Below are 22,478 nucleotides of genomic sequence, written 5' to 3' on the forward strand. Positions count from 1 at the left end.
TCAGCTGTCGTGCATCGAGCGACGGATCTGCTCGACCCGTTCCGCGGCCGCCTTCTGCCGGGCTTCGTACTGTTCCTCGACCGACCGGCCTTCCGGGGTGTCCGCAGCCAGCTCGGCCGATCCGATCGCGGTGCCGTACCGGGTCTCGATCTTCTCCCGCACCGACTCGAAGGTCGGGACACCACCGGGGGTGTAGCCGGTATCGGGCGCTGGCGCGGGTGCCGGCGAGGGGTCCGGATCCAGTGGCACGACCTCGGCGTCGATCGGCTCATTCGGATCCGTCGATGGCTGCTCGGCGGCGGTTTCGTCGGCCATGACTTCACCGTACCGCGCGGGAAAGTTGGGATCGGTAGCCGCGACGTCCGCGTGTACTTACGGCACGACGACGCCACTGGGGCGGCGTACAAGGAAGGGAAACCCTCTGCCATGAACATCAATCGCACTCTGGCCGCTGGTATCGGCATGCTGGCCGTGGGCGCCACCCTGATCGGCTGCTCCACCGACAAGTCGGACGGCCCGAAGGCGTCCGGCCCGGGTTCGGTGACGGGCGGCGGCAACACCGTCGTCAAGGTCGAGGGCCAGGACCTGGCCGGCTTGGACCTGAAGTCGGTGACCTGCGTCAAGCAGGGCGGCACCATCAACATCGCCAGCGCACCCATCGGCGGCGGCGCGCAGGGCCTCGGCGTCGTGCTGACTGACGCGGCGCCGCCGAAGGTGCAGTCCCTGGGCATGGTGGTCGACGGCAACGCGCTCGCGGTGTCGGAGATGGGCGGCATGAAGACCGGCTCGGCTGACGTCAAGGTCGACGGCAGCACGTACACCATCACCGGGCAGGCGGCGGGCGCTGACCTGAAGAACCCGATGGCCGGAATGATCTCGAAGAACTTCGAGATCAAGGTGACCTGCGGCTGACATGCCTGCCAGGACTGCCCGAGCGGCGGGTGCATCTGATGCACCCGCCGTTCGACTTATGATGCGGCCGTGTCGACCACCGGTGAACTCGCCCGCGCCCGCGCGCTGATGTTCGCCGCCGACGAGGCGACAGCCAAGGAACTGCTGCTGTCGCTGATGCCCGCCATCGAAGCGGCCGACCGGGACGACCAGATGCTCGAGGTCTTCGCCCAGCTCGGCGAGATCTATCTGATCCGCAGCGCCCTGGACGGGGTGCGCGAATGTATCCGGCGGATCGACGACTGCCTCGACATCTACGCAGCGATCCTGGCCGGCACCGCGCCGGCCGCGATCGCCGCGCAGATGACCATGACCCCGGAGGACGCTGACCACATGCTCAGCCGCTACCGCCGCCGGGCCACATTTCTGCGGACCGGCCTGTCCGCCGCCATCGGTGACCACGAGGGCGCGGCGCAGTCCTTGGCTGCGCTGGATGTCGAAGACGTCTATCTGATGACCCACGCCCGCATCCTCTGCGCGCTCGCGCTGTGCGACGACGATCTGCACGTCCGTTCGGTGCCGTTGTGGGACCAGGTGCTGGCCGCGATCGCTTCGCCGGCCGACGACCCCGAGCGCGAATATCTTTGGCTCACCGGCGCGCTCGGCTATGCGCGGTTCTGCATCGAAACCGGCAGGATGGACGAGGCGTTGCCGTGGCTGCGCCGGGCCGAGGCCCGCGCCCAGGCCCGCGGCTGGGAATTGGCCACCGCGAGAGCGCAATTGGAACGGGCGGCGGTGCGGTGGTCGACGGGCGACCTGGAGGGCACCGAAGCGCTGGTCACCGCCGCGTATCCGGAGATCGCCCGGCAGGCGCGAGCCCACGAGGTATCGCGCTGCTGGCTGTACTTCGGGCTGACCCGGCTGGCCGCGGGCGCGTTGCAGGCCGCCGACGAATGCTGGGGGCACGCCGAACGGCACTGGCGTGAACTGGGCAAGCCGCTGCACGTGCACCGCATCCTGTTGCAGCGCAGCTGGATCGCCATCTTCCGGGGCGGCTACGACGAGGCCCGTGGGCTGATCGGTCAAGCCAGGGCGTGCCTGGATTCGTCGCCGCGCAGCAGTTGGTTGCAGTACGCGCGACTAGACGACCAACTCGGCTCCGTGTGGCGCGCTGAGGGACTGGCGGACCTCGGCTTCGATGCCGCGGGAAATCTGGGGACGTGGTCCGCCGAACCGGGCACCGATCAATACCGTTCCGGCATGGACAAATTGGCCACCGCTGCGGACTTGAAGTTGCCTGCGGCTCTGGCCGTCGACTCGGTGCGATACTCGATCACCGACGCCGACGCGCGAGCCCGCTGGGCCACCGGGGTGTCGGCACCCCTGCTGGCCGGGGCGTTCGCGGTGGCGTGGGAATCGCAGGATCCTGCCCTGGTCGGCGAACTGATCGAATATCACAGCGCCCGAGGTGCATTCAGTGTCGACGGCGCGAACGACCGGACGATGGAATGGGCCCGGGCGGCCACGACGGCTGCGCCGGTCCTCGATGTCGAGCAACTCGCCTCGGTGGCATCCGGGCCGGTCGCTGTCGGTGCCGCCGGCCTCATCCGGCTTGGGCCCTTGCCGCCACTGCAGATGGAGCCGGACGGCGAGCCGGTGCTGGCGCGCTACCGGGAGCTGGCCCAGGCCCGCTATGGCCGCGCCGTCACCGCGGATCAGGACGCGTGGTCGACATGCCCGTAACTGATGTCACCACAACCACATTAGTGCTGCGCTTCGCCGACATCGGGATCGCGACATACGTCAGCCTGCGGGTGGTCGGCGCACCGGACCGCTTGGTCACCTGGATGGTGGCCGAGGACGTCCTGCTCGCGGTGACGTCCGCACTGGCCGATGTGCTGCCGGACCCGCTTGACGGTGAACACATTTCCGATGCCTTGACCCGGTCATTGGCCACCGGTCCCTTCGCCGCCGTGGAACGGGAGCGGGAACTCGCCCGGCTCCTGGGGGGGCTGCTGCCCGATGAGGCCTGGGACATGGTGCGGCAGTGCGCGGGCGGGCCGGAACTGCCGGTGCTCTTCGTGTCGCCGAGTGCGCGGTTGAGTCGGGTGCCGTGGGGCCTGCTCGCGCGGCCCACCGGCACCGACGACCAGCGCCTGATCGAGCTGGCCGACCTCATCCTGGCCGTGCCACCGAACATTGCGAATGCGCCGCGCCGGCAAGCGAATCCGGTCGACGGGCCGCCGCTTCTGCTGCTGGACCCGAAAGTGCCGGGCCAACGGCCGGATTCAGCGCTGGGCTCGGTGCTCGGGCGACCCTCGCCGGATAGCGTGCTGACCCGGCACTTCGCCGGGCGTCCCGCACTGCCGACGGTCACCGCACCGGTGGAGCTCTTCCGCCGCGGCGACGCCGACCGGCACTGGCTGGCGACTCAGTTGGCGCAGCAGCCCTCGCGGCTGGTGTACGTCGGGCATGCCAGCGCGGCCCCCGACCGTGACGGATCCGCCGATCAGGCCGCCCTGCATCTGGCCGAGCCCGAGCCGCTGACCGCCGCCGGCATCATGGTGATGGAGCTGCCGATCCCGCCCCGAGTCGCGCTGTTGGCCTGCGCATCCGGCGCCGACTACCGTTTCGACGAGGCCACCGGCCTGGTTGCGGCGATGATTCTCGGTGGCGCACAGGTGGTTACCGCGACCCTCTGGTCCCTGCCGACGACAGCCGGCTACCGGACGGCCACAGCCGGCGACGCCGATCCGATGTCGGAGGTGATCATTGCCGTCGACACCGCACATGAGGCGACAGCGCCGGCCCGTGCCGTGAACCAATGGCAGCGACACTGCCTGCGTCGCTGGCGAACCGGAGACGCGGCGCTGAGTCCGGTGTACTGGGCGGCCCTGATGACGTTCACCGTCGACGGCGCGCGGTGATGACGACGTCGCACGCCTATCCTGGGCCGATGACCATCGGGCCGCAGCCACGTCGCGCCGTCATCGACGCCGCGTGGCGCGAGATCGGACCCGGTCTCGAACTCCTGAGCAGCCCCGACGGGGGCCCGCTGAGCCGCGCGGTGAAACGCATCATCGATCCGCTGGTACTCCGGCTGCGGGCGCACCCCGAGTACTCGGCACCCGTGGTCCCCGAGGATGTCGCTGACGAAATGCGCCAGATCATCTTCGACCACGCGGTTCAGTTGCGCGCTGCGGCACAGTGGTTCGCGCTGCTGAAGGCGCAGCGCCGGCGCGACCGCATCACCACCGGGAACGCGCAAGAGCTCTACTTCCCGGTGTGCTTCGAACTGGCCGCCACCAGAGGCGAACCAGGACAAGATGATTCACCCGTCGTGGTGGAGGCGCTGCGGGACGTGCACGGCGACCGGGACCGCACCGCCGTGGAGCGACTGCACGAGTACCTCGCCGATCCCGCAGTGTTGGAGACGTTGTCGCGTCAACTCGACGCCGGCTGGGACGACGTTCGGGCCGGAAGCGAGCCGTCCGCGCCATTTCTCGCCGGGCTGACGACGGTGCTCGGTCCGTCCGGCGGTCACAACGCCGATGCCGCCCGGCAGCGGGTCTGGACCGCATTGATCGGTGACACCACCCCGTACAACTTCGGCGCCCGGATGCGAGATGCCTCGGCCGCCGCGCCCTGGTCGGTCGAAGAGATCGGATTGTGCGCTACCGCACCACAATCGAAGCCGACGGTCGCGGGTTCCCGCGTGGCAGAACGTCCGCTGGACCGCAGTATCGTCGACCGTGTCCGGGCGACGCTGCGCCGTGCCCTCGACCGCGACGAGCTGCCGGACCTGTCGACCTTGTGCGCCGAAGAGGCGGACCGTGCGGCCTCGCCGTGGGGACTGCTGGCAGAGGACAACCAGGCCACCATGGTCGCCGGCATCGAGATCGGGGTGGACCTGGCACCGCTCGAGGTGAATCACCCGACCCGCTACCACCTGTCGGGCCAGATTCAGGCCCGGCTCCGCAAGGAGGCGTACGTGCTGCACGCCCGCCGGTACCTGACCGATGGCGGTCCCGTCCATCCGCGGCAGCAGCAGGTGGTGGACGAGCTCGCGGCGTTCGTCCGCCCCTATGTCTCGCGACTGTGGGCACGACTGCACGGGCGTGACGTCTGGCAGGAATCCTGCGGCGATGCCGGCGAGGTGCGCGGCCTGTTGGACGGGGTCGCCCGATCGGTGAGCCTCGATCACCGCCAGCGCATCAAGGCGATGCTGGAATTGGAGGCGACAGGGTGAAACTAACTGTCGATTCAGGATTGTGGGCGTTGGGGTCCGAGGTCGACGCACCGCCCGAGGTGGCGGTGCTCGAGGTCAGCGGCGCCGTCCTGGCGTGGACGATCCACGAACCCGCACAGGCGCTGCGGATCACGTTCACGGACCTGGCCGCCGCGGACTGGTTGTGGCGGTTGGTCGGGGAGTCCGGCCACGTGGCAGTGGTCGCTGCCGCCGCCGGCAACGACGTCGACCTTGCCGATGTGCTGCCGCTGCCCGAACCCCTTGCTGCCCTTCGCCGTCTGGCCGTCGGGCACTGGTTGCGGCGGTGGTGGCCGGCCAGCGCCCGCGACGGCATCACCCCGCTCGACCCCGCAGTGCTCGATGCCGAGGTGGCGCTGTCGACGGCGGCGCTGGAGGACTACTTCACCCAGGACACCTTGGACTCGGACATCGCCGGACTGCTGGTGCCGCACCGTCGGACGCTGTCGGGCCTGGCCGCCGCGGGTGATCCGCGGGTGCTCGACCTGGTCCGCGGTTGCGTCAGTGTCGCCGACGAATCCGGGCTGGGCGACTGGTCGGAAGTCCTTGCGGCACAGGTGCTGCCGCGGCAGGACGACTACGCGCTCGCCGCCGGGCAACCCGGTGCCGGCGACGACGGCGCCATCGCGAGCGGCGTCGCATCGGTCTCGTGGACCGCGGTGCCACCGCGGATATTCGACGCTGCCGAACGCACCATCGACTGGTCCGTGCAGGCGCGTGACGGTGCGGTCGTCGCCGATATCCGCGTCGCCACGATCGGTCCCGCGGACGGGATAGCGGTGCGTCTGGACTCGGGTTCGATCACCGGCGACGGCACGCTCGACACCGACGGAAATGCCACCCTGCCCTTGCCGGCCACCGAAACCCAAGCCTGGGGCCATGATTGGACCGGAACCACGGTCACCCTCGGCGCCGAGAGCGGCGAGACGGAAGCGGTTCGCGACCGGGTCCGGCGTTACGTGCGCGCCCGGCTCGCGGCGCCCGGCCCCGATGCCTACCTGGCCGAGATCCTGGCCGCCGAAGCCGACTACTAGACCGTCAGCGTCGGGCGGCCTGGACCGTTACCGCAGGCGCCGTCGCACCGGGCAACGGCAACCATGGAACACTCGGCGTGCCGACCTGTCCGGCCAGCCACGGCAGCGCGGCGGCGAACGCCTGCGCGGCGTACGGCCAGTCGTGCTTGCCCGGTCGTTCCACCACAGCGCACCGGATGCCCCGGGCGGTGCCGAGGCCGCACAAGGAATGTGCCGCAACGGTTTGTGCGGGCAGCGGCCCCCGGGAGAGCTCAGATCCGTTGATGTCGTACCAGGCGGCGATGTCGTCGTAGGTGCGGCGGGACATCACCGTCATCGGGTCCCAGTCGGCGTACTCGGCGGTGCTGCCGCCGAACAGTCGTTGCACGGTCTGGGGCCGATTACCGGCGTTCGGGGCGATGTCCCCGGCGATGTCCTGGAATGCACTGAACAGATCGGGGTGCATCACAGTCAGGTCCACCGCGCAGGTACCGCCCATCGACCAGCCGACGATGCCGCGGTGCCGGCGGTCGGTACTCACGCCGTAGTTGGCGATCATGAAGGGCAGTACGTCCTTGATCAGGTGGTCGGCGGAGTTGCCGCGGGGTCCGTTGACGCACTCGGTGTCGTTGTTGAAGGCGCCGCCGGAATCGACGAACATCAGCACCGGGGCGTTGCCCTGGTGCGCGGCGGCGAAATCGTCGACCGTCTTGATCGCGTTACCGGCCCGCAGCCAGTCGGCGGGCGTGTTGAATTCACCGCCGATCATCATCAGCATCGGCAGCTGCGGGGGCGGATTGCTGGCGAACCACGACGGTGGCAAGTAGACGTACTCGTCGCGATGTTTGAATCCCGATGCCGCCGAGCCTGTCTCGACCTGGACGACGGACCCCTTGCGGGGTATCTGCCGCGCCTTCTGCATCGCCACCACGGTCTCGGGCCGCGTCTGGTTGGGCACCGGCGCCGAGTTGACCTGTTCCCATGCGGTGTCGAGGTTGGGGAAGTACCCGACCCAGGCGTTCAGCGCCAGCCCCGTGGACAGCACGCACAGTGGTACCGAGACGACCGCCAGCCCGCGACGCCACCAGCGTGTGGCCCGCCAGCCGACGATCAGCAGCACCGCTGCGGCGCTCGTGACCGCAGTCCACACCAACAGCTGGGTCGGCGCGGGCTCGTCAGACCAGCCCTGCGATGCGACGAACCAGCGCGCGGCGGCGGTCAGCGCTACCCCGGACGCGGCAGCTACCGGTAGCCAAACGGTGCGCCACCGGCGGTTGCGCCAGCCGACCGCGAAGACCAGCACCGCCACCGCGAGGGCCTGGACGGTGTAAGGGAGCCAGCCGTGCGTCAACGAAATATGTTGCACGGCATAGAGGCTGGCAGTCGTTGCCCCGATCGTCACAACGCCAGGGTGGCTCGCAAAGCTGGGAGGTGCCTGTGTGCTATCTGGGCTTCGCGAGGGGGAACGGCAGGGTCTCGCGGATACTGCGACCGGTGATCAGCATGACCACGCGGTCGACGCCCATACCCAGACCACCCGTCGGCGGCATCGCGTATTCCATGGCCTGCAGGAAGTCCTCATCCAGTTCCATGGCCTCGGGATCGCCGCCGGAGGCCAGCAGCGACTGTTCCTCGAGTCGCCGGCGCTGTTCGACCGGATCGGTCAGCTCGCTGTATGCGGTGCCGAGCTCGACACCCCAGGCCACCAGGTCCCAACGTTCGGCAACGCCCGGGATGCTGCGGTGCGGCCGGGTAAGTGGCGAAACCGAGGTGGGGAAGTCCTTGTAGAACGTCGGTACCTCGGTGCGGTCTTCGACGAGGTGCTCGTACAGCTCCAGCACGATCGCGCCGGCATCCCAGTGGGTGCGGTACGGGATCGTGGCGGCGTCGCACAGCTTGCGCAGGGTCGCCACGTCGGTTTCCGGGGTGACGCGCTCGCCCAGCGCCTCGGACACCGCATCGTGCACGGTCTTGACGGGCCACACTCCCGAGATGTCAACGGGTGTAAGGCTGCCGTCCGGACCCGGCCGCATGACGACCTGAGCGCCATTGGCCGCCGCCGCGGCGTTCTGGATGATCTCCCGGCAGCCGTCGATCCAGACGTTGTAGTCGGCGTGTGCCTGGTACGCCTCCAACAGGGTGAACTCGGGGTTGTGGCTGAAGTCCACCCCCTCGTTGCGGAAGGCTCGGCCCAGCTCGAAGACGCGCTCGACACCGCCCACGCACAGCCGCTTGAGGTACAGCTCGGGGGCGATGCGCAGGTACAGATCCAGGTCGTAGGCGTTGATGTGGGTCTCGAACGGGCGGGCGTTCGCGCCGCCGTGGATCTGCTGCAGGATCGGGGTCTCGACCTCCAGGAATCCCTTGCCCACCAATGTTTCCCGGATGGCGTGCAGCACGCGGCTGCGGGCCGTGATCAGCTCCCGCGACTCGGTGTTGATCGCCAGATCCAGATATCGGGTGCGGACGCGGGCCTCGGGGTCGGTCAGGCCCTTCCACTTGTCGGGCAGCGGACGCAGGCACTTGCCGATCAAGCGCCAGTTGTGCGCCAGCACCGACACCGTGCCGTTGCGGCTGGCGCCCATGACGCCGGTGACCTCGATCAGGTCGCCGAGGTCGATCGCCCCGGTGAACTCCGCCACGGTGCCGTCAGTCAGGAGTGAATTGTCCAGCAGCAGTTGGACTTCGCCGGACCAGTCGCGCAGTTGGGCGAACAGCACACCGCCGTAGTCACGCAGCCGCAGCACCCGACCGGCGACGCAGACCGCGGTGCCCGCGGCGGACTCGACTGCTTCGGCGACCGTGTGGCTGGGCGCCTGCCCCACGGGGTAGGCGTCAATGCCGTTGTCCTGCAATGCCTGTAGCTTGGCCATCCGGACCCGTACCTGGTCGGGCAGGCGGCGCGCGTCGGTGGTGTCGGACGCCCCTGCCGCCAGGTCGGCCACATCGGGAGCGCTGCCGTCGGCATGCAGCCGTCCCGACTCGACCAGATTCTTGGGAGCCGCGGTGTGGTGGCCGGTGTGGGGTTGTTCGTCGCGCCGGGAGAAGGGCAACACCAGGAAGCCCTCGGCGATCACCGACGCGACCCCGACGCGCGGGATCAGCCGCGCGTCTTCGTAGCAGGCGTAGCGGGGAACCCATTCGGGCAGGTACTTCATGTTGGAGCGGTACAGCGTCTCCAGCTGCCACCACCGGGAGAAGAAGATCAGCAGCGCGCGCCACAGCCGCAGGATCGGGCCGGCACCGAGCTGCGACCCCTGCTCGAATGCCGACCGGAACATCGCGAAGTTCAGCGAAATCCGGTTGACGCCAATCTCTTCCGAACGCTGGCACAGCTCGCTGACCATCAGCTCGATGGTGCCGTTGGGGGATGCGGGGGAGCGGCGCATCAGGTCCAGTGACACCCCGTTGTTGCCCCACGGCACCAGGGACAGCATGGCGACGACCCTGCCGTCACCTTGCACGGCTTCCACCAGCAGGCAGTCCCCGTCGGCGGGGTCCCCGAGTCGTCCCAGCGCCATCGAGAAGCCGCGTTCGGTCTCGGTATCGCGCCACGCGTCGGTGTGCGTGATCACCTGGGCCATCTCGTCGGCGCTGATGTCGCGGTGCCGGCGCATCCGCACCGTCAGTCCGGCCCGGCGGGCGCGGGTGACGGCCTGCCGCACGGCACGCATGTCGGGCCCGGACAGCTTGAACTGGTCGGGATACAGGATCGCCTCGTCGCCCAGTTGCAGGGCATTGAGCCCGCCCTGGCGATAGGCCTCGGCACCGGTCGAGCTGGCGCCCATCACGCCCGGTGCCCAGCCGTAGGTCTGGCACAGGGCCAGCCAGGCGTCGATGGCGGCCGGCCAGGCCCGCGGGTCGCCGACGGGATCGCCACTAGCCAGGCAGACGCCTACCTCGACCCGATAGGTGATGGCCGCGCGGCCGTTGGGCGCGAACACGACCGCCTTGTCGCGGCGGGTGGCGAAGTAGCCCAGTGAGTCGTTCTTGCCCCACAGCTCGAGCAGCCCGCGGATGGCGGACTCGTCCTCGCCGGTGAGGGCGTTCTCCGCGCGCTGGGACTGGAACAGCACGATCGCCGCGACCATCAGCGCCACTGCGCCGAACAAGCCGAACAGCGCATTGAGCAACGCGTGCGGATGGCCACCCTCGAACGCTTCCTTGCCGACCGCGGCGAACCCGCTGACCCGGTTCACCGCGTAAGCCAAGCGGTAGTCAGGGTCCAGCGGAGGCCGGCCGGGGAACATCTCCAGCAGGCCCCAGGCCAGCAGGATGCCGACGGCCATGCCGGCGACCAGGGTCAGGGCCGCCTTGAGCAGCGCCCCGCGACGGACCTTGGCCCAGAACTGATTCCGCGACAGCAGCAGGACGACAATGACGCCGATGTGGAACACCAGGCCGATCGCCTCGCCCAGGTCCCGCATGACGGTCAGATCGACCACCGAGAGGTTGCCGGACAGCAGGCCGTAGATGTTCCAGCCGATGTGGCCGACCATGTAGATCAACAGGATCCACCAGGCGATCCGCTTGCGTGCCGCGAGCGCGGCGGCCAGCAGAACCAGCACGAACGACCAGGCGAAGCTGGTGTCCGGGAAGTTGAACAGGTAGTCGTTGACGAACTCGCGGGGGATGTGGATCATCCACCGGATCAGCGGCGACAGGCTGGCGAACAACGACAGCGTGGCGACGACACCGACGGTCCAGCCGGCGGCGGCCGGAACCCACCCCAATGTCGTCGGGCGCTGCTGTGGTCTGCTCGACGTCAACGTCATAAGTTCGGACAATATGCGGTGAAACCTGGGAGTGTCTGCAGAGCCCTGGTCACGGCTACCAGACGGGGCCCGTGTACTTCTCGCCCGGACCCTGGCCGGGCTCGTCGGGCGCGACGCTCGCCTCGCGGAAGGCCAGCTGCAGACTCTTGAGGCCGTCGCGGACCGGGCCGGCGTGCATTCCCAGATACTCGGCGGAGGCCTGAACCAGGCCGGCCAGCGCGGTGATGAGGCGACGGGCCTCGTCGAGGTCGCGGTGCGGGCTCTCGTCGGGATCCGCGTCGGCCAGCCCGAGCTTCTCGGCGGCGGCGCTCATCAGCATGACGGCGGCGCGGGTGATCACCTCGACGGCGGGGATCGCGGCCAGCTCCCGTACCTGGGCTTCCTCAGCTTCGGTCGCTGAGTTTGTGGCGGGGTCACTGGTTAGGTTCGGGTCGGTCATGACTGCTAGAGTGTCATGCGCGACCGTCCTGGCTTACGTCAGGACAGCAAGTGGAGTCCCACCTCCCACCGTCGGCCTCGCGGCTTGGCGGTCCGGTCACAGGCACATTGTGCCTGTGCTGCGTTGTGCGCAGACGGCGTGAGCCGTGATCGGTCGGCATTGGGCCCTGCTATATGCAGGGCTTTTCTGTTCATGCGAACAGATGGCCGGGCCGGGTGTGACCTCTACTGAACAAGTACTGGAACAACCCGGGAGGCCCCATCAGCACTGAGACACGCGTCAACGAGCGCATTCGAGTACCTGAAGTTCGGTTGATCGGACCGAACGGCGAACAGGTAGGCATCGTGCGCATCGAAGATGCCCTCCGCGTCGCCGCAGACGCCGATCTCGACCTTGTCGAAGTTGCGCCAGGCGCCAAGCCGCCGGTCTGCAAGATCATGGACTACGGCAAGTTCAAGTACGAGACGGCTCTGAAGGAGCGCGAGTCTCGCAAGAACCAGCAGCAGACCGTCGTCAAGGAACAGAAGCTGCGACCCAAGATCGACGATCACGACTACCAGACCAAGAAGGGCCACGTGGTCCGCTTCCTGGAGGCCGGGTCGAAGGTCAAGGTGACCATCATGTTCCGCGGACGTGAGCAGTCGCGGCCCGAACTGGGCTACCGACTCCTGCAGCGGCTGGGCGCCGACGTCGCCGAATTCGGCTTCATCGAGACGTCCGCCAAGCAGGACGGCCGCAACATGACGATGGTGCTGGCACCGCACCGCGGCGCGAAGACTCGCGCGAAGGCGGCGCACGATGCCGACGCACCGGCCGGCCGGCCGGCGCCAGAGGCACCTGAATCTGACGCAACCGCGTAACAGCAGTCGCGATTGCCCGCAGCGGTTCCCGCCGCCGCGGGTGACCGCTTGGAAAGAAACTGAGGACACATGCCCAAGGCCAAGACCCACAGTGGCGCATCGAAGCGGTTCCGCAAGACCGGAACCGGCAAGATCGTGCGCCAGAAGGCCAACCGTCGCCACTTGATGGAGCACAAGGCCACCAAGCGCACCCGTCGTCTCGACGGCCGCGCCGTGGTTGCTGCCAACGACACCGCGCGTGTCGCCAAGATGCTGGCCGGCTAGTACAGCCCCGCTACCCGAACGAACGATAGGAACACTCTCATGGCACGCGTGAAGCGCGCACTGAACGCTCAGAAGAAGCGGCGCACAGTACTGAAGGCCTCGAAGGGCTACCGCGGGCAGCGCTCGCGGCTCTACCGCAAGGCCAAGGAGCAGCAGCTCCATTCGTTGACCTACGCCTACCGCGACCGTCGCGCCCGCAAGGGTGACTTCCGGAAGCTGTGGATCACGCGTATCAACGCGGCGGCCCGCGAGAACGGCGTCACCTACAACCGCCTGATCCAGGGTCTGAAGCTGGCCGGCGTCGAGGTTGATCGCAAGAACCTGTCGGAGATCGCGATCAGCGATCCCGCCGCGTTCACCGCGCTGGTCGAGGTGGCCAAGGCCGCTCTGCCCGCGGACGTCAACGCTCCGTCCGGCGAAGCCGCCTGACACCCCTCACTGAACGCTCCAACCGGGTAGCTGCGGCGCTGAAGCTGCAGCGACCCGCGGGGCGTCGTCACGCCGCACGCTTCCTCGTCGAAGGTCCCAACCTCGTCGAGGCAGCGCTGCGGCGTGGTGTCGTTTCTGAGGTCTTTGCGACTGAAGCCGCGCTGGACCGATTCGGCGCGCTGCTGGACGGTGCCCCGGTTTCGGTGGTCACCGAGAAGGCCGCAAAGGCGTTGTCGGAGACCGTCACTCCGGTCGGGCTCGTTGCGGTCTGCGCGCTGCCCGAGTCGTCCCTGGAGTCCGTGCTGGCCGCCGAGCCGCGGCTGTTGGCGGTCGCCGTGGGCATGTCGGAGCCGGGCAACGCCGGCACCCTGATCCGCATCGCAGACGCCATGGGCGCCGATGCGGTGGTGTTCGCCGGGCACAGTGTGGATCCCTACAACGGCAAGTGCCTGCGGTCCTCGGCGGGCAGCATCTTCTCGCTGCCGGTGGTGGTGGATCCCGATGCGGCCGCAGTGGTTTCGGCGATCCGGGACAGTGGCATCGAGGTGCTCGCGACGGCACTGGACGCCTCCATCGACATCCGCGCCGCCGATCTGTCGGCGCGCACCGCATGGCTGTTCGGACCAGAGGCGCACGGCCTGCCCGCTGACCTGATGGCCCTGGCGTCGCAGCGGGTGCATATTCCGATGCGGGGGAGCGCCGAGAGTCTCAATGTGGCAGCCGCGGCGTCGATCTGCCTGTACGAGAGCTCCCGCGCCCACTCCTGATCCGGCCTTAAGCCAACAGCCCCTTGGCGACGTGGGTGATCTGCACTTCGTTGCTGCCGGCGTAGATCATCAGCGACTTGGCGTCGCGCGCCAGCTGCTCGACGCGGTACTCGGTCATGTAGCCGTTGCCGCCGAACAACTGGATGGCGTCCATAGCCACGTCGGTGGCGGCCTGCGAGCAGTACCACTTCATCGCCGACGCCTCCGCAAGCGGAATCTGGCGACCGGCCTGACCGGACTCGATCACGCGGAACAGCATGTTGCGCACGTTCATCCGGGCCACCTCCATGCTAGCCAGCTTGAGCTGGATCAACTGGAACTGCCCGATCTCCTTGCCCCACAGCGTGCGGGTCTTGGCGTAGTCGATGCACAGCCGTAGACACTCCTCGATGATGCCCAGCGACATGGACACCACGCCGACGCGTTCGGCCGAGAAGCTCGACCGGGCGCTGTCGCGACCGTCGCCTGCCTTGTTCTCCTCGGTCTCGCCGAGCAGCCGGTCGCGGCCGAGCCGGACGTTGTTGAAGAACAGCTCACCGGTGCGTGACGAGTGAATGCCCATCTTGCGGAACGGCTTTGACTGGACGAAGCCCTCCATGCCGCGGTCGAGCACGAAGGTCAGCACCTTGCGGTCGCGCTTATCGGCGCCGTCGCCCTCATCCAGCTTGGCGTACACGACGACGACGTCGGCGTCGGGGCCGTTGGTGATGAACGTCTTCTGGCCGTTGAGGATGTAGTCGTCGCCGTCGCGCACGACGTAGGACTTCATGCCGCCGAATGCGTCTGAGCCCGAGTCTGGTTCGGTGATGGCCCAGGCGCCGACCTTCTCGTAGGTCACCAAGCCGGGCAGCCAGCGCTCCTGCTGGGCCAGGGTGCCGCGGCTCTGGATGGTGGGCACCGTCAGGCCCAGGCTGACGCCCACGCCGGTGACCAGACCCGAACTGACGCGGCACAATTCACTGATCAGCACCATGCCCATGCCGGCTTGATCGGGTCCGCCGCCGAACATCCCGCCCGACGCCCGCTGCTTGCCCTCCGACGCCTCGCCCGAACGCAGACGGGACAGCCGCCGCTCCAGCGACTCTCGCGCCATCACGTCGATTCCGAAGGTGGCGAACAGCTTTCGGATGATCGGGTACGGCTCCATGTCGCCGCCCTCGAGGTCGTCGAGGTGCGGGCGGATTTCCTTGTCCACGAACTCGCGAACGGCGTCGCGCACGGCAATATCGACGTCGGACCAATCAAGCATGTATTCAGGCAGCCTTTCCGGGGACAGAGCGGTTGCGCGCGGGACGCAGACCGGCCAACGAGAACGTGGTGTGCACCAGTGACCCGGCGCGTTCCATCAATGACTTGTGACGTGGCACATAATGCATCGGCAGTCCCCAGCGATCTTTGGGCGGGGCCATGAACGCCGGCGCCTCGACCAGTGGCGCATCCGGCGGCAGCTGCCCGGCAGCTCGGCGGTACGCGGCCAATGCCCTTGGATGCAAACGGATTTCCTCAGGAATGGCGAGGAACGCCAGTTCGACGGCCTTGCCGAGGAGGCGCAGCACCACCTCGTCGCCGGGCGTCCAGCGCATGCCCGCCCGCTCGCGGACGGTGGGGTCGAAAACCCCGGCCGCGACCCAGCGCTGCCCGGCCAGCCAGGGCTTGAACATCTGATCCCACACCGGGGTGGGCATCAGCACGAACCACGGCTTGGGAATCCGGATGGTGAAGATGTCGAGCGTGGCCCGGTTGATCTCCAGTTCCTCGGAACACTTGTGCTCCCAATAGGTTTGGAAGTCCTCCCAGGTCTCCGGAACCGGCCGCATGCTCATGCCGTACATCTGGTACCACTGCACGTGTTCGTCGAACAGTTGGCGCTTCTCGGCTTCGGTCAGCCCCCCGCAGAAATACTCGGCGGTCTTGATGATCAGCATGAAGAACGTCGCGTGCGCCCAGTAGAACGTCTCAGGGTTCAGTGCGTGATAGCGGCGGCCGTCGTGATCGACGCCCTTGATGGTCTCGTGATACCCGCGGATCTGGGCTCCGGTGTCTGCGGCGCGGTCGCCGTCGTAGACCACGCCCATGATCGGGTACACCGAGCGCGCCACGCGCTGTAGCGGCTCCCGCAGCAGAATCGAGTGGTCCTCGACGCCGGCGCCCAGTTCGGGATACATGTTCTGGATCGCGCCGATCCACACACCGAGCAGGCCGGTGCGCAGGTCGCCGAAGTACTTCCAGGTCAGGGAATCCGGACCCAATGGCGCGATGGGCGGGGTGGCGGGAGTCTTGCGTGCGGTCATCGTGTGCCTCGCTCAACGTTGATACCGAGGGTTCTGCGCGCCACGATAATCGTGACAACGCATGTTGTCCACGATTTGGCACTGGTGTCGCCGGCACTGTTACGGATCGTCTACCGGCGCGCCACAACACGGTGACCAGGTATTTTTCGGCTGGACAGTGGCGATCGTTGCCGCTGCCGGGCGACGCCACCTAGGGTGGCGTCGTGGAAGTCGAATCGTTCGAAGAACGATCCGACGGTGTGGGCGAGATCGGCTCGGCGTCACACGCCGGGCCAGGATCAAGTGGACCGTTGGGCTGGTTGCAGAACACCAATCACAGTCCGGCTGTAATCGAATTCATCAGGCGGGCGCGCCGTTCCCTGCCGGGGGACCCGGAGTTCGGTGATCCGCTGTCGGTCGCCGGCGTGGGCGGACCGAGTGCCGCGGCCCGGGCCGCCGATCGGCTGCTGCCGCGCGGTGGCGCGTCCCACGAGGTGAGTCTGGCCGGTTTGCAGGTGTGGCAGGCCCTTACCGAGCGCGTCTCGGGCCGGCCGGCGAACCCCGAGGTGACCATCGTGTTCACCGATCTCGTCGGCTTCTCGAAATGGTCGCTGAGCGTCGGCGACGACACCACTCTCCGCCTGTTGCGCCGCGTGGCTCAGGTGTTCGAGCCGCCGCTGCTGGAGTCCGGCGGGCACATCGTCAAGCGCATGGGCGACGGGTCCATGGCCGTGTTCAGCAATCCTGTCACTGCGCTTCGGTCGGTCGTCCGCGCGCTCGACGCACTCAAAGAGGTCGAGATCGACGGGTACCACCCCAAGATGCGCGCCGGCATCCACACCGGGCACCCGCATCGCATCGGGTCGGACTTGCTCGGCGTCGACGTCAACATCGCGGCGCGCGTCATGGAGCGGGCCACGAAGGGCGGGCTGATCATCTCGCAGGCCACCCTGGACCGGATCGACGAGCAGTACCTGGACGCCCTCGGTGTGACGCCCAAGAAGGTGCGCAAGCAACTGTTCGCCGCCAAGGCCTCGGGTGTGCCCGAGGACATGTCCATGTACTGGATCAGGCCGCGCAAGGACGCCGCAACCGAACCCGAAGACGGGGAGCTCGCTGAAGCCTAGGGCCGGCCTGGTGTGGCGCCGCCTGCCCCGCGTCCCGGTCACCGTCGTCTACGCCGCGCTACTGGTCGCCGTCACGGTCACGTTGGCGGCGCTCGGTCCGGCGGTGCACGACCGGGTCATCGGGTACGCCAGTACAAATCTGCACAATCTCGGCGAGGGCCGCATCGGCACGCTGATTGCCAGCGCCCTGATCGCTGATGACGGTCGGTTCTTCCTGTGGCTGCCCGGGCTGATCTGCCTGCTCGCAATCGCCGAACTGCTCTGGCGCAGCCGCCGCCTGCTGGTGGTGTTCCTCGTCGGGCACGTCGGCACGACGCTGGTCGTCGCGGCCGGGCTGGTGGTGGCCATCGAGCTGGGCCGGCTGCCGTGGTCGATCGGCCGGGTTGCCGACGTCGGGGTGAGCTACGGGGTGCTGACGGTGGTCGGAGCGCTGACCGCGGTGGTGCCCGCCCGTCTGAAACCGACCTGGTTCGGCTGGTGGCTGGCCGGTTCGGCCGCCGTTCTGGTCGTCAGTGACGACTTCATCGAAGTCGGGCATGTGGTCGCGTTGGTGCTGGGTCTGGTGATCTCGAGTCGACTGGAAACGCCGGTGCGTTGGACCCGCGGAAAGGCCGCGGTGTTCGGGGTGGGTGTGTGTTTCGGCTACGCCGTCCTGGTCCACACACCGGAGCTGGCGATGGTCGGGGTCCCTGCGAGTGCGGTGGGCGCCACGCTCGTCGCTATGATCTCCGGGTGGCTGAGCAGGGTGAAGAACACAGTGGAGGGCCCTCTGGCGCCCTATCGGAAGAAGCACTGACCGCGGCGGTCGACGCCGCCCGTCTCGCCTTCGACCAGGCTGCTGACCTCGACGCCCTGGCCCGCGCCAAGACCGAGCATCTCGGGGACAAGGCGCCCATCGCGCTGGCCCGTCAGGCGCTTGGCACGTTGGCCAAGGAAGACCGGGCCGACGCCGGCAAGCGCGTCAACGTCGCCCGCACCGCCGCACAGCAGGCCTATGACGACCGCATCGAGGTGCTGCGCGCCGAGCGCGACGCCGCGGCTCTGGTGGCCGAGCGCATCGACGTGACGTTGCCGACCACGCGCCAGCCCATCGGCGCCCGCCACCCGATCACGATCCTCGCCGAGAACGTCGCCGACACTTTCGTGGCAATGGGCTGGGAGCTGGCCGAGGGGCCGGAGGTCGAGACCGAACAGTTCAACTTCGATGCGCTGAACTTCCCGCCGGATCACCCGGCCCGCAGTGAGCAGGACACCTTCCACATCGCGCCCGAGGGTTCGCGACAGGTGCTGCGCACCCACACGTCGCCGGTGCAGATCCGCGCCCTGCTGGAGCGGGAACTGCCCGTCTACATCGTCTCGATCGGTCGTACCTTCCGCACCGACGAACTCGATGCCACCCATACCCCGGTGTTCCACCAGGTCGAGGGTCTGGCCGTCGACAAGGGCCTGACCATGGCCAACCTGCGCGGCACCCTGGATGCGCTGGCGCGCGCCCAGTTCGGCCCCGAGGGACGCACGCGGTTCCGCCCGCACTTCTTCCCGTTCACCGAGCCGTCGGCCGAGGTCGACGTCTGGTTCCCGGACAAGAAGGGTGGCCCCGGCTGGGTGGAATGGGGCGGCTGCGGAATGGTCAACCCGAATGTGTTGCGCGCCTGCGGCATTGACCCCGACGAGTACTCCGGATTTGCCTTCGGTATGGGATTGGAGCGAACCCTGCAGTTCCAGAACGGAATTCCCGACATGCGCGACATGGTGGAGGGTGACGTGCGCTTCTCCCTGCCGTTCGGGGTGGGTGCCTGATGCGTGTTCCCTACAGCTGGCTGCGGGAAGTCGTCCAGGCCGGGGCTCCGGGTTGGGACGTGTCGCCCGAAGAGTTGGAAGCGGCCTTCATCCGCATCGGCCACGAGGTCGAGGACGTCATCGCCGCGGGGCCGGTCACCGGTCCGCTGACCGTCGGCCGCGTTGTCGAGATCGAGGAACTGACCGAGTTCAAGAAGCCCATCCGGGCCTGCAAGGTCGACGTGGGTGAGGCGCAGCCGCGCGACATCGTCTGTGGGGCACGGAACTTCGCCGTCGGTGACCTGGTCGTCGCGGCACTGCCGGGTTGTGTGCTGCCCGGCGAATTCAAGATCGCGACCCGTAAGACCTATGGCCGGGTGTCCGACGGCATGATCTGCTCGGCGGCCGAATTGAACTTCGGTTCCGATCATTCGGGCATCATCGTGCTGCCACCGGGGACCGCCGAGCCGGGCGCCTCGGGCGCCGAGGTGCTGGGGCTGGACGACGTGGTGTTCGACCTCGCCATCACCCCGGACCGCGGCTACTGCCTGTCCATCCGCGGCATGGCACGCGAGATCGCCTGCGCCTTCGACCTGGACTTCGTCGACCCCGCTGACGTGCCCGCTCTGCCTGCCGAGGGCGAGGCCTGGCCGCTGACAGTGCAGCCCGGCACCGGTGTGCAGCGTTTCGGCCTGCGTCCGGTCGTCGGCATCGACCCGGCCGCGGTGTCGCCGTGGTGGCTGCAGCGTCGCCTGCTGCTGTCCGGTATCCGCGCCATCTCGCCGGCCGTCGACGTCACCAACTACGTGATGCTCGAACTCGGCCACCCGATGCACGCCCACGATCGCAAGCTCATCACCGGTGGGTTCGACGTGCGTTTCGCCAACCCGGGGGAGACCGTGGTCACCCTCGATGACGTCACGCGCAAACTTGATCCGGGCGATGTGCTGATCGTCGACGACGTCGCCACCGCGGCCATCGGCGGCGTGATGGGCGCCGGTACCACCGAGGTCCGCGACACCACCACCGACGTGCTGCTGGAAGCGGCGGTCTGGGACCCGGCCGCGGTGTCGCGCACCCAGCGCCGCCTGCACCTGGTCAGCGAGGCCAGCCGCCGCTACGAGCGCAGCGTCGACCCGGCGATCTCCCGGGCCGCGCTGGACCGCTGTGCCGCGCTGCTCGCCGAAATCGCCGGGGGCGCAGTCGAACCCACGCTGACGGACTGGCGCAGCGACGACGCCGCGCCGGACTGGTCACAGCCGCCGGTGACCATCGCCGTCGATCTGCCCGACCGCATCGCCGGCGTCAGCTACCCCGATGGCACCACGGCCCGCCGACTCATGCAGATCGGCGCGCACGTCACGGTGTCCGGCGCCACAGTGACTGTGGTCCCGCCGAGTTGGCGGCCCGACATGAAGCAGCCCGCGGACCTGGTCGAGGAAGTGCTGCGGCTCGAAGGGCTCGACGCCATCCCGTCGGTGCTGCCACAGGCGCCGGCCGGCCGCGGCCTGACGGCAGCCCAGCAGCGCCGCCGTGCCATCGGTAAGTCGTTGGCACTCAATGGTTTCGTCGAGGTACTGCCGACGCCGTTCCTGCCTGCCGGAGTGCTCGACGCCTGGGACCTGCCGGCCGACGACCCGCGGCGCGCCACCATCTCGGTGCTCAACCCGCTCGAAGCCGACCGGCCCGCACTGGCGACCACGCTGCTGCCGGGCCTGCTCGAGGCGTTGGTGCGCAATGTGTCTCGCGGCGCGGCCGACGTCGCACTGTTCGGTATCGAGCAGGTCGTGCAGGCGACACCGCAGACCAAGGCCCTCGCGCCGATCCCGGTGGATCGTCGTCCGACCGAGGCTGAGCTGGCCGAGATCGACCAGGCCCTGCCGTATCAGCCGCTGCACGTCGCCGCGGTGCTCACCGGACTGCGCGAACCGGCCGGGCCGTGGGGCGCGGGTCGTGCGGTCGAGGCCACGGACGCTTTGGAGACCGTGCAGATCATCGCCCGGGCCTGCGGCGTCGACGTGACGCTGCGCGCGGCCCAGGAGCTGCCGTGGCATCCGGGGCGCTGCGCCGAGGTGCTGGTGGATGACACCGTGGTGGGCTACGCCGGACAGTTGCACCCGGCCGTCATCGAACGCACGGGCCTGCCGAAGGGCACCTGCGCCGTCGAGTTGAACCTGGATGCCATCCCGGTCGTCGAGCGGGCCATCGTGCCGTCGGTGTCGCCGTACCCGGCGGTGTTCCAGGACGTCAGCTTGATCGTCGCCGACGACGTCGCGGCCCAGGCCGTGGTCGACGTCGTGCGCGAGGGCGCCGGCGAACTCCTGGAGGACGCGCGGTTGTTCGACGTCTACACCGGGCCGCAGATCGGGGAGGGGCGCAAGTCGCTGACCCTGGCCCTGCGGTTCCGGGCGCCCGACCGGACGCTGACCGAGGACGAGGCGAGTGCGGCCCGCGACGCGGCGGTGGCCCTGGCCACCGAGCGGCTCGGTGCCGAGCACCGCCGGTAACACGCCCCACTAATTGGTTTGCAAGTTGATGCATAATCATGCAGAATCGGGCTATGACTTCTGTGGCGGTGGCCGGCGCCAGTGGGTATGCCGGCGGCGAGATTCTGCGGCTCCTGCTGGGCCATCCGGCCTATGCGGACGGTCGCCTCACCATCGGTGCGCTGACCGCCGCGGGTAATGCCGGAACCACGGTCGGTGACCACCACCCGCACCTGCTGCCCATCGCGCAGCAGGTGCTGCAGCCCACCGAGGTCGACGTCCTCGCCGGGCATGACGTGGTGTTTCTGGGTCTGCCGCACGGACATTCGGCCGCGCTGGCACAGCAACTCGGCCCGGACACCCTGATCGTCGACTGCGGCGCCGACTTCCGGCTCACCGACGCCGCCGCCTGGGAGAAGTTCTACGGCTCCGAGCATGCGGGCAGCTGGCCCTACGGCCTGCCCGAGCTGCCCAGCGGTCGCGACAAGCTCGTCGGCACGAAACGTATTGCGGTACCGGGCTGTTACCCGACCTCGGCCCTGCTGGCCTTGGTGCCTGCCGTCGCCGCTGGGCTTGTCGAACCCAACGTCACCGTGGTGGCGGTCAGTGGCACCTCGGGTGCCGGCAAGTCGGGCAAGGTCGACCTGTCGGCTGCCGAGGTCATCGGCTCGGCCCGGGCCTACAACGTCGGCGGCGCGCACCGGCACACCCCGGAGATCGCGCAGGGCCTGCGGGCCGTCACCGACAAGGACGTGACGGTGTCGTTCACCCCGGTGCTGATTCCCACGTCGCGCGGCATCCTGGCCACCTGCACCGCGCGCACCACCGCGACCGTCGAGGAGATCCGGGCCGCGTACGAAAAGGCCTACGCCAGTGAGCCGTTCATCTACCTGTTGCCGGAAGGGCAGCTGCCCAAGACCGGTTCGGTCATCGGCAGCAACGCCGCGCAGATCGCCGTCGCCGTCGACGAGGATGCGAAAACTCTCGTCGCCCTGTGCGCCATCGACAACCTGACCAAGGGCACCGGCGGCGCCGCAGTACAGTCCATGAACATCGCGCTCGGCTGGCCGGAAACCGAAGGACTATCCACCGTGGGAGTAGCACCGTGACT

Annotated in this window: 20 protein-coding genes; 14 read left to right on the top strand and 6 right to left on the bottom strand. The window is 68.5% G+C overall.

Annotated elements, in window-relative coordinates; translation table 11 throughout:
* Positions 1-249 carry a hypothetical protein gene (locus tag ACNO8X_RS14170; RefSeq protein WP_071288278.1) on the bottom strand — a complete coding sequence of 83 codons (249 nt, stop codon included), beginning with the start codon at positions 247-249 and terminating at the stop codon, positions 1-3.
* A 183-nt stretch (positions 250-432) separates the two neighbouring features.
* Between ACNO8X_RS14170 and ACNO8X_RS14175 the strand changes: the two genes are divergently transcribed.
* From ACNO8X_RS14175 to ACNO8X_RS14195, 5 genes are all read left to right on the top strand, one after another.
* Positions 433-912 carry a lipoprotein LpqH gene (locus ACNO8X_RS14175; protein ID WP_043399495.1) on the top strand — a complete coding sequence of 160 codons (480 nt, stop codon included), beginning with the start codon at positions 433-435 and terminating at the stop codon, positions 910-912.
* A gap of 69 nt (positions 913-981) precedes the next feature.
* Positions 982-2,634 carry a hypothetical protein gene (locus ACNO8X_RS14180; RefSeq protein ID WP_418001505.1) on the top strand — a complete coding sequence of 551 codons (1,653 nt, stop codon included), beginning with the start codon at positions 982-984 and terminating at the stop codon, positions 2,632-2,634.
* The gene (locus ACNO8X_RS14185) at positions 2,625-3,818 is read left to right on the top strand and encodes a CHAT domain-containing protein (protein WP_418001506.1); all 1,194 of its coding nucleotides are present in this window, start codon (positions 2,625-2,627) and stop codon (positions 3,816-3,818) included. The genes ACNO8X_RS14180 and ACNO8X_RS14185 overlap by 10 nt, the downstream gene beginning before the upstream one ends.
* Before the next feature lie 29 nt (positions 3,819-3,847).
* Entirely contained in the window at positions 3,848-5,140 is a 1,293-nt protein-coding gene (locus tag ACNO8X_RS14190) for a hypothetical protein (protein ID WP_418001507.1), read from the top strand.
* Positions 5,137-6,192 carry a hypothetical protein gene (locus ACNO8X_RS14195; RefSeq protein ID WP_418001508.1) on the top strand — a complete coding sequence of 352 codons (1,056 nt, stop codon included), beginning with the start codon at positions 5,137-5,139 and terminating at the stop codon, positions 6,190-6,192. Before ACNO8X_RS14190 ends, ACNO8X_RS14195 begins: the two co-directional genes overlap by 4 nt.
* A 4-nt stretch (positions 6,193-6,196) precedes the next feature.
* On the opposite strand, the gene ACNO8X_RS14200 is transcribed toward ACNO8X_RS14195, so the two are convergent.
* Genes ACNO8X_RS14200 through ACNO8X_RS14210 form a run of 3 tightly spaced genes read right to left on the bottom strand, consistent with a single transcriptional unit; the run spans position 6,197 to position 11,385 of the window.
* Positions 6,197-7,573 (bottom strand): alpha/beta hydrolase-fold protein, encoded by a 1,377-nt coding sequence (locus ACNO8X_RS14200; RefSeq protein ID WP_418001509.1) that lies wholly within the window; start codon positions 7,571-7,573, stop codon positions 6,197-6,199.
* Positions 7,574-7,613: 40 nt separating this feature from the next.
* The gene (lysX, locus tag ACNO8X_RS14205; RefSeq protein WP_418001510.1) at positions 7,614-10,946 is read right to left on the bottom strand and encodes a bifunctional lysylphosphatidylglycerol synthetase/lysine--tRNA ligase LysX; all 3,333 of its coding nucleotides are present in this window, start codon (positions 10,944-10,946) and stop codon (positions 7,614-7,616) included.
* Positions 10,947-11,001: 55 nt separating this feature from the next.
* A complete protein-coding gene (locus tag ACNO8X_RS14210) occupies positions 11,002-11,385 on the bottom strand; it encodes a DUF1844 domain-containing protein (RefSeq protein ID WP_418001511.1) in 384 nt (127 codons plus the stop codon).
* Between the two features lie 260 nt (positions 11,386-11,645).
* On the opposite strand from ACNO8X_RS14210, the gene infC reads away from it, so the two are divergent.
* The 4 genes from infC (at position 11,646) to ACNO8X_RS14230 (ending at position 13,705) form a co-directional block, all read left to right on the top strand.
* Entirely contained in the window at positions 11,646-12,245 is a 600-nt protein-coding gene (infC, locus tag ACNO8X_RS14215; RefSeq protein ID WP_082068006.1) for a translation initiation factor IF-3, read from the top strand.
* A 69-nt stretch (positions 12,246-12,314) separates the two neighbouring features.
* A complete protein-coding gene (gene rpmI / locus ACNO8X_RS14220; protein WP_020103309.1) occupies positions 12,315-12,509 on the top strand; it encodes a 50S ribosomal protein L35 in 195 nt (64 codons plus the stop codon).
* 39 nt (positions 12,510-12,548) lie between these two features.
* Positions 12,549-12,938 carry a 50S ribosomal protein L20 gene (gene rplT, locus ACNO8X_RS14225; protein WP_029121325.1) on the top strand — a complete coding sequence of 130 codons (390 nt, stop codon included), beginning with the start codon at positions 12,549-12,551 and terminating at the stop codon, positions 12,936-12,938.
* Entirely contained in the window at positions 12,935-13,705 is a 771-nt protein-coding gene (locus tag ACNO8X_RS14230) for a TrmH family RNA methyltransferase (protein ID WP_418005901.1), read from the top strand. Before rplT ends, ACNO8X_RS14230 begins: the two co-directional genes overlap by 4 nt.
* A gap of 7 nt (positions 13,706-13,712) precedes the next feature.
* Here the strand turns inward: ACNO8X_RS14230 and ACNO8X_RS14235 are convergent, their stop codons facing one another.
* Positions 13,713-14,954 (bottom strand): acyl-CoA dehydrogenase family protein, encoded by a 1,242-nt coding sequence (locus ACNO8X_RS14235; RefSeq protein ID WP_260973106.1) that lies wholly within the window; start codon positions 14,952-14,954, stop codon positions 13,713-13,715.
* 4 nt (positions 14,955-14,958) lie between these two features.
* Positions 14,959-15,996 carry an oxygenase MpaB family protein gene (locus tag ACNO8X_RS14240; protein WP_260942179.1) on the bottom strand — a complete coding sequence of 346 codons (1,038 nt, stop codon included), beginning with the start codon at positions 15,994-15,996 and terminating at the stop codon, positions 14,959-14,961.
* A 203-nt stretch (positions 15,997-16,199) separates the two neighbouring features.
* Between ACNO8X_RS14240 and ACNO8X_RS14245 the strand changes: the two genes are divergently transcribed.
* The 5 genes from ACNO8X_RS14245 to argC are packed head-to-tail and all read left to right on the top strand — an operon-like array spanning position 16,200 to position 22,476.
* Positions 16,200-17,102: an adenylate/guanylate cyclase domain-containing protein gene (locus tag ACNO8X_RS14245; RefSeq protein WP_418001512.1), complete on the top strand. Its 903-nt coding sequence runs from the start codon at positions 16,200-16,202 to the stop codon at positions 17,100-17,102.
* Between the two features lie 10 nt (positions 17,103-17,112).
* Positions 17,113-17,898, top strand: a complete 786-nt coding sequence (locus ACNO8X_RS14250) for a rhomboid-like protein (RefSeq protein WP_418001513.1) — start codon at positions 17,113-17,115, stop codon at positions 17,896-17,898.
* The gene (pheS, locus tag ACNO8X_RS14255; protein ID WP_418001514.1) at positions 17,835-18,902 is read left to right on the top strand and encodes a phenylalanine--tRNA ligase subunit alpha; all 1,068 of its coding nucleotides are present in this window, start codon (positions 17,835-17,837) and stop codon (positions 18,900-18,902) included. Before ACNO8X_RS14250 ends, pheS begins: the two co-directional genes overlap by 64 nt.
* Complete coding sequence (gene pheT / locus ACNO8X_RS14260; protein WP_418001515.1) at positions 18,902-21,388, top strand: phenylalanine--tRNA ligase subunit beta; 2,487 nt, start codon at positions 18,902-18,904, stop codon at positions 21,386-21,388. The genes pheS and pheT overlap by 1 nt, the downstream gene beginning before the upstream one ends.
* A gap of 38 nt (positions 21,389-21,426) precedes the next feature.
* Positions 21,427-22,476 carry an N-acetyl-gamma-glutamyl-phosphate reductase gene (gene argC / locus ACNO8X_RS14265; RefSeq protein WP_418001516.1) on the top strand — a complete coding sequence of 350 codons (1,050 nt, stop codon included), beginning with the start codon at positions 21,427-21,429 and terminating at the stop codon, positions 22,474-22,476.
* Positions 22,477-22,478 lie beyond the last annotated feature (2 nt).

The sequence above is a fragment of the Mycobacterium sp. PDNC021 genome (genome assembly GCF_048282635.1).
GTDB classification, from domain to species: domain Bacteria; phylum Actinomycetota; class Actinomycetes; order Mycobacteriales; family Mycobacteriaceae; genus Mycobacterium; species Mycobacterium llatzerense.

Bases quoted from the DNA above. Each gene is read 5' to 3' on its own strand.
- ACNO8X_RS14185 (WP_418001506.1), top strand. From the start codon at position 2,625: ATGCCCGTAACTGATGTCACCACAACCACATTAGTGCTGCGCTTCGCC.
- ACNO8X_RS14190 (WP_418001507.1), top strand. From the start codon at position 3,848: ATGACCATCGGGCCGCAGCCACGTCGCGCCGTCATCGACGCCGCGTGG.
- lysX (WP_418001510.1), bottom strand. From the start codon at position 10,946: ATGACGTTGACGTCGAGCAGACCACAGCAGCGCCCGACGACATTGGGG.
- ACNO8X_RS14210 (WP_418001511.1), bottom strand. From the start codon at position 11,385: ATGACCGACCCGAACCTAACCAGTGACCCCGCCACAAACTCAGCGACC.
- rpmI (WP_020103309.1), top strand. From the start codon at position 12,315: ATGCCCAAGGCCAAGACCCACAGTGGCGCATCGAAGCGGTTCCGCAAG.
- rplT (WP_029121325.1), top strand. From the start codon at position 12,549: ATGGCACGCGTGAAGCGCGCACTGAACGCTCAGAAGAAGCGGCGCACA.
- ACNO8X_RS14235 (WP_260973106.1), bottom strand. From the start codon at position 14,954: ATGCTTGATTGGTCCGACGTCGATATTGCCGTGCGCGACGCCGTTCGC.
- ACNO8X_RS14240 (WP_260942179.1), bottom strand. From the start codon at position 15,996: ATGACCGCACGCAAGACTCCCGCCACCCCGCCCATCGCGCCATTGGGT.
- pheT (WP_418001515.1), top strand. From the start codon at position 18,902: ATGCGTGTTCCCTACAGCTGGCTGCGGGAAGTCGTCCAGGCCGGGGCT.
- argC (WP_418001516.1), top strand. From the start codon at position 21,427: ATGCAGAATCGGGCTATGACTTCTGTGGCGGTGGCCGGCGCCAGTGGG.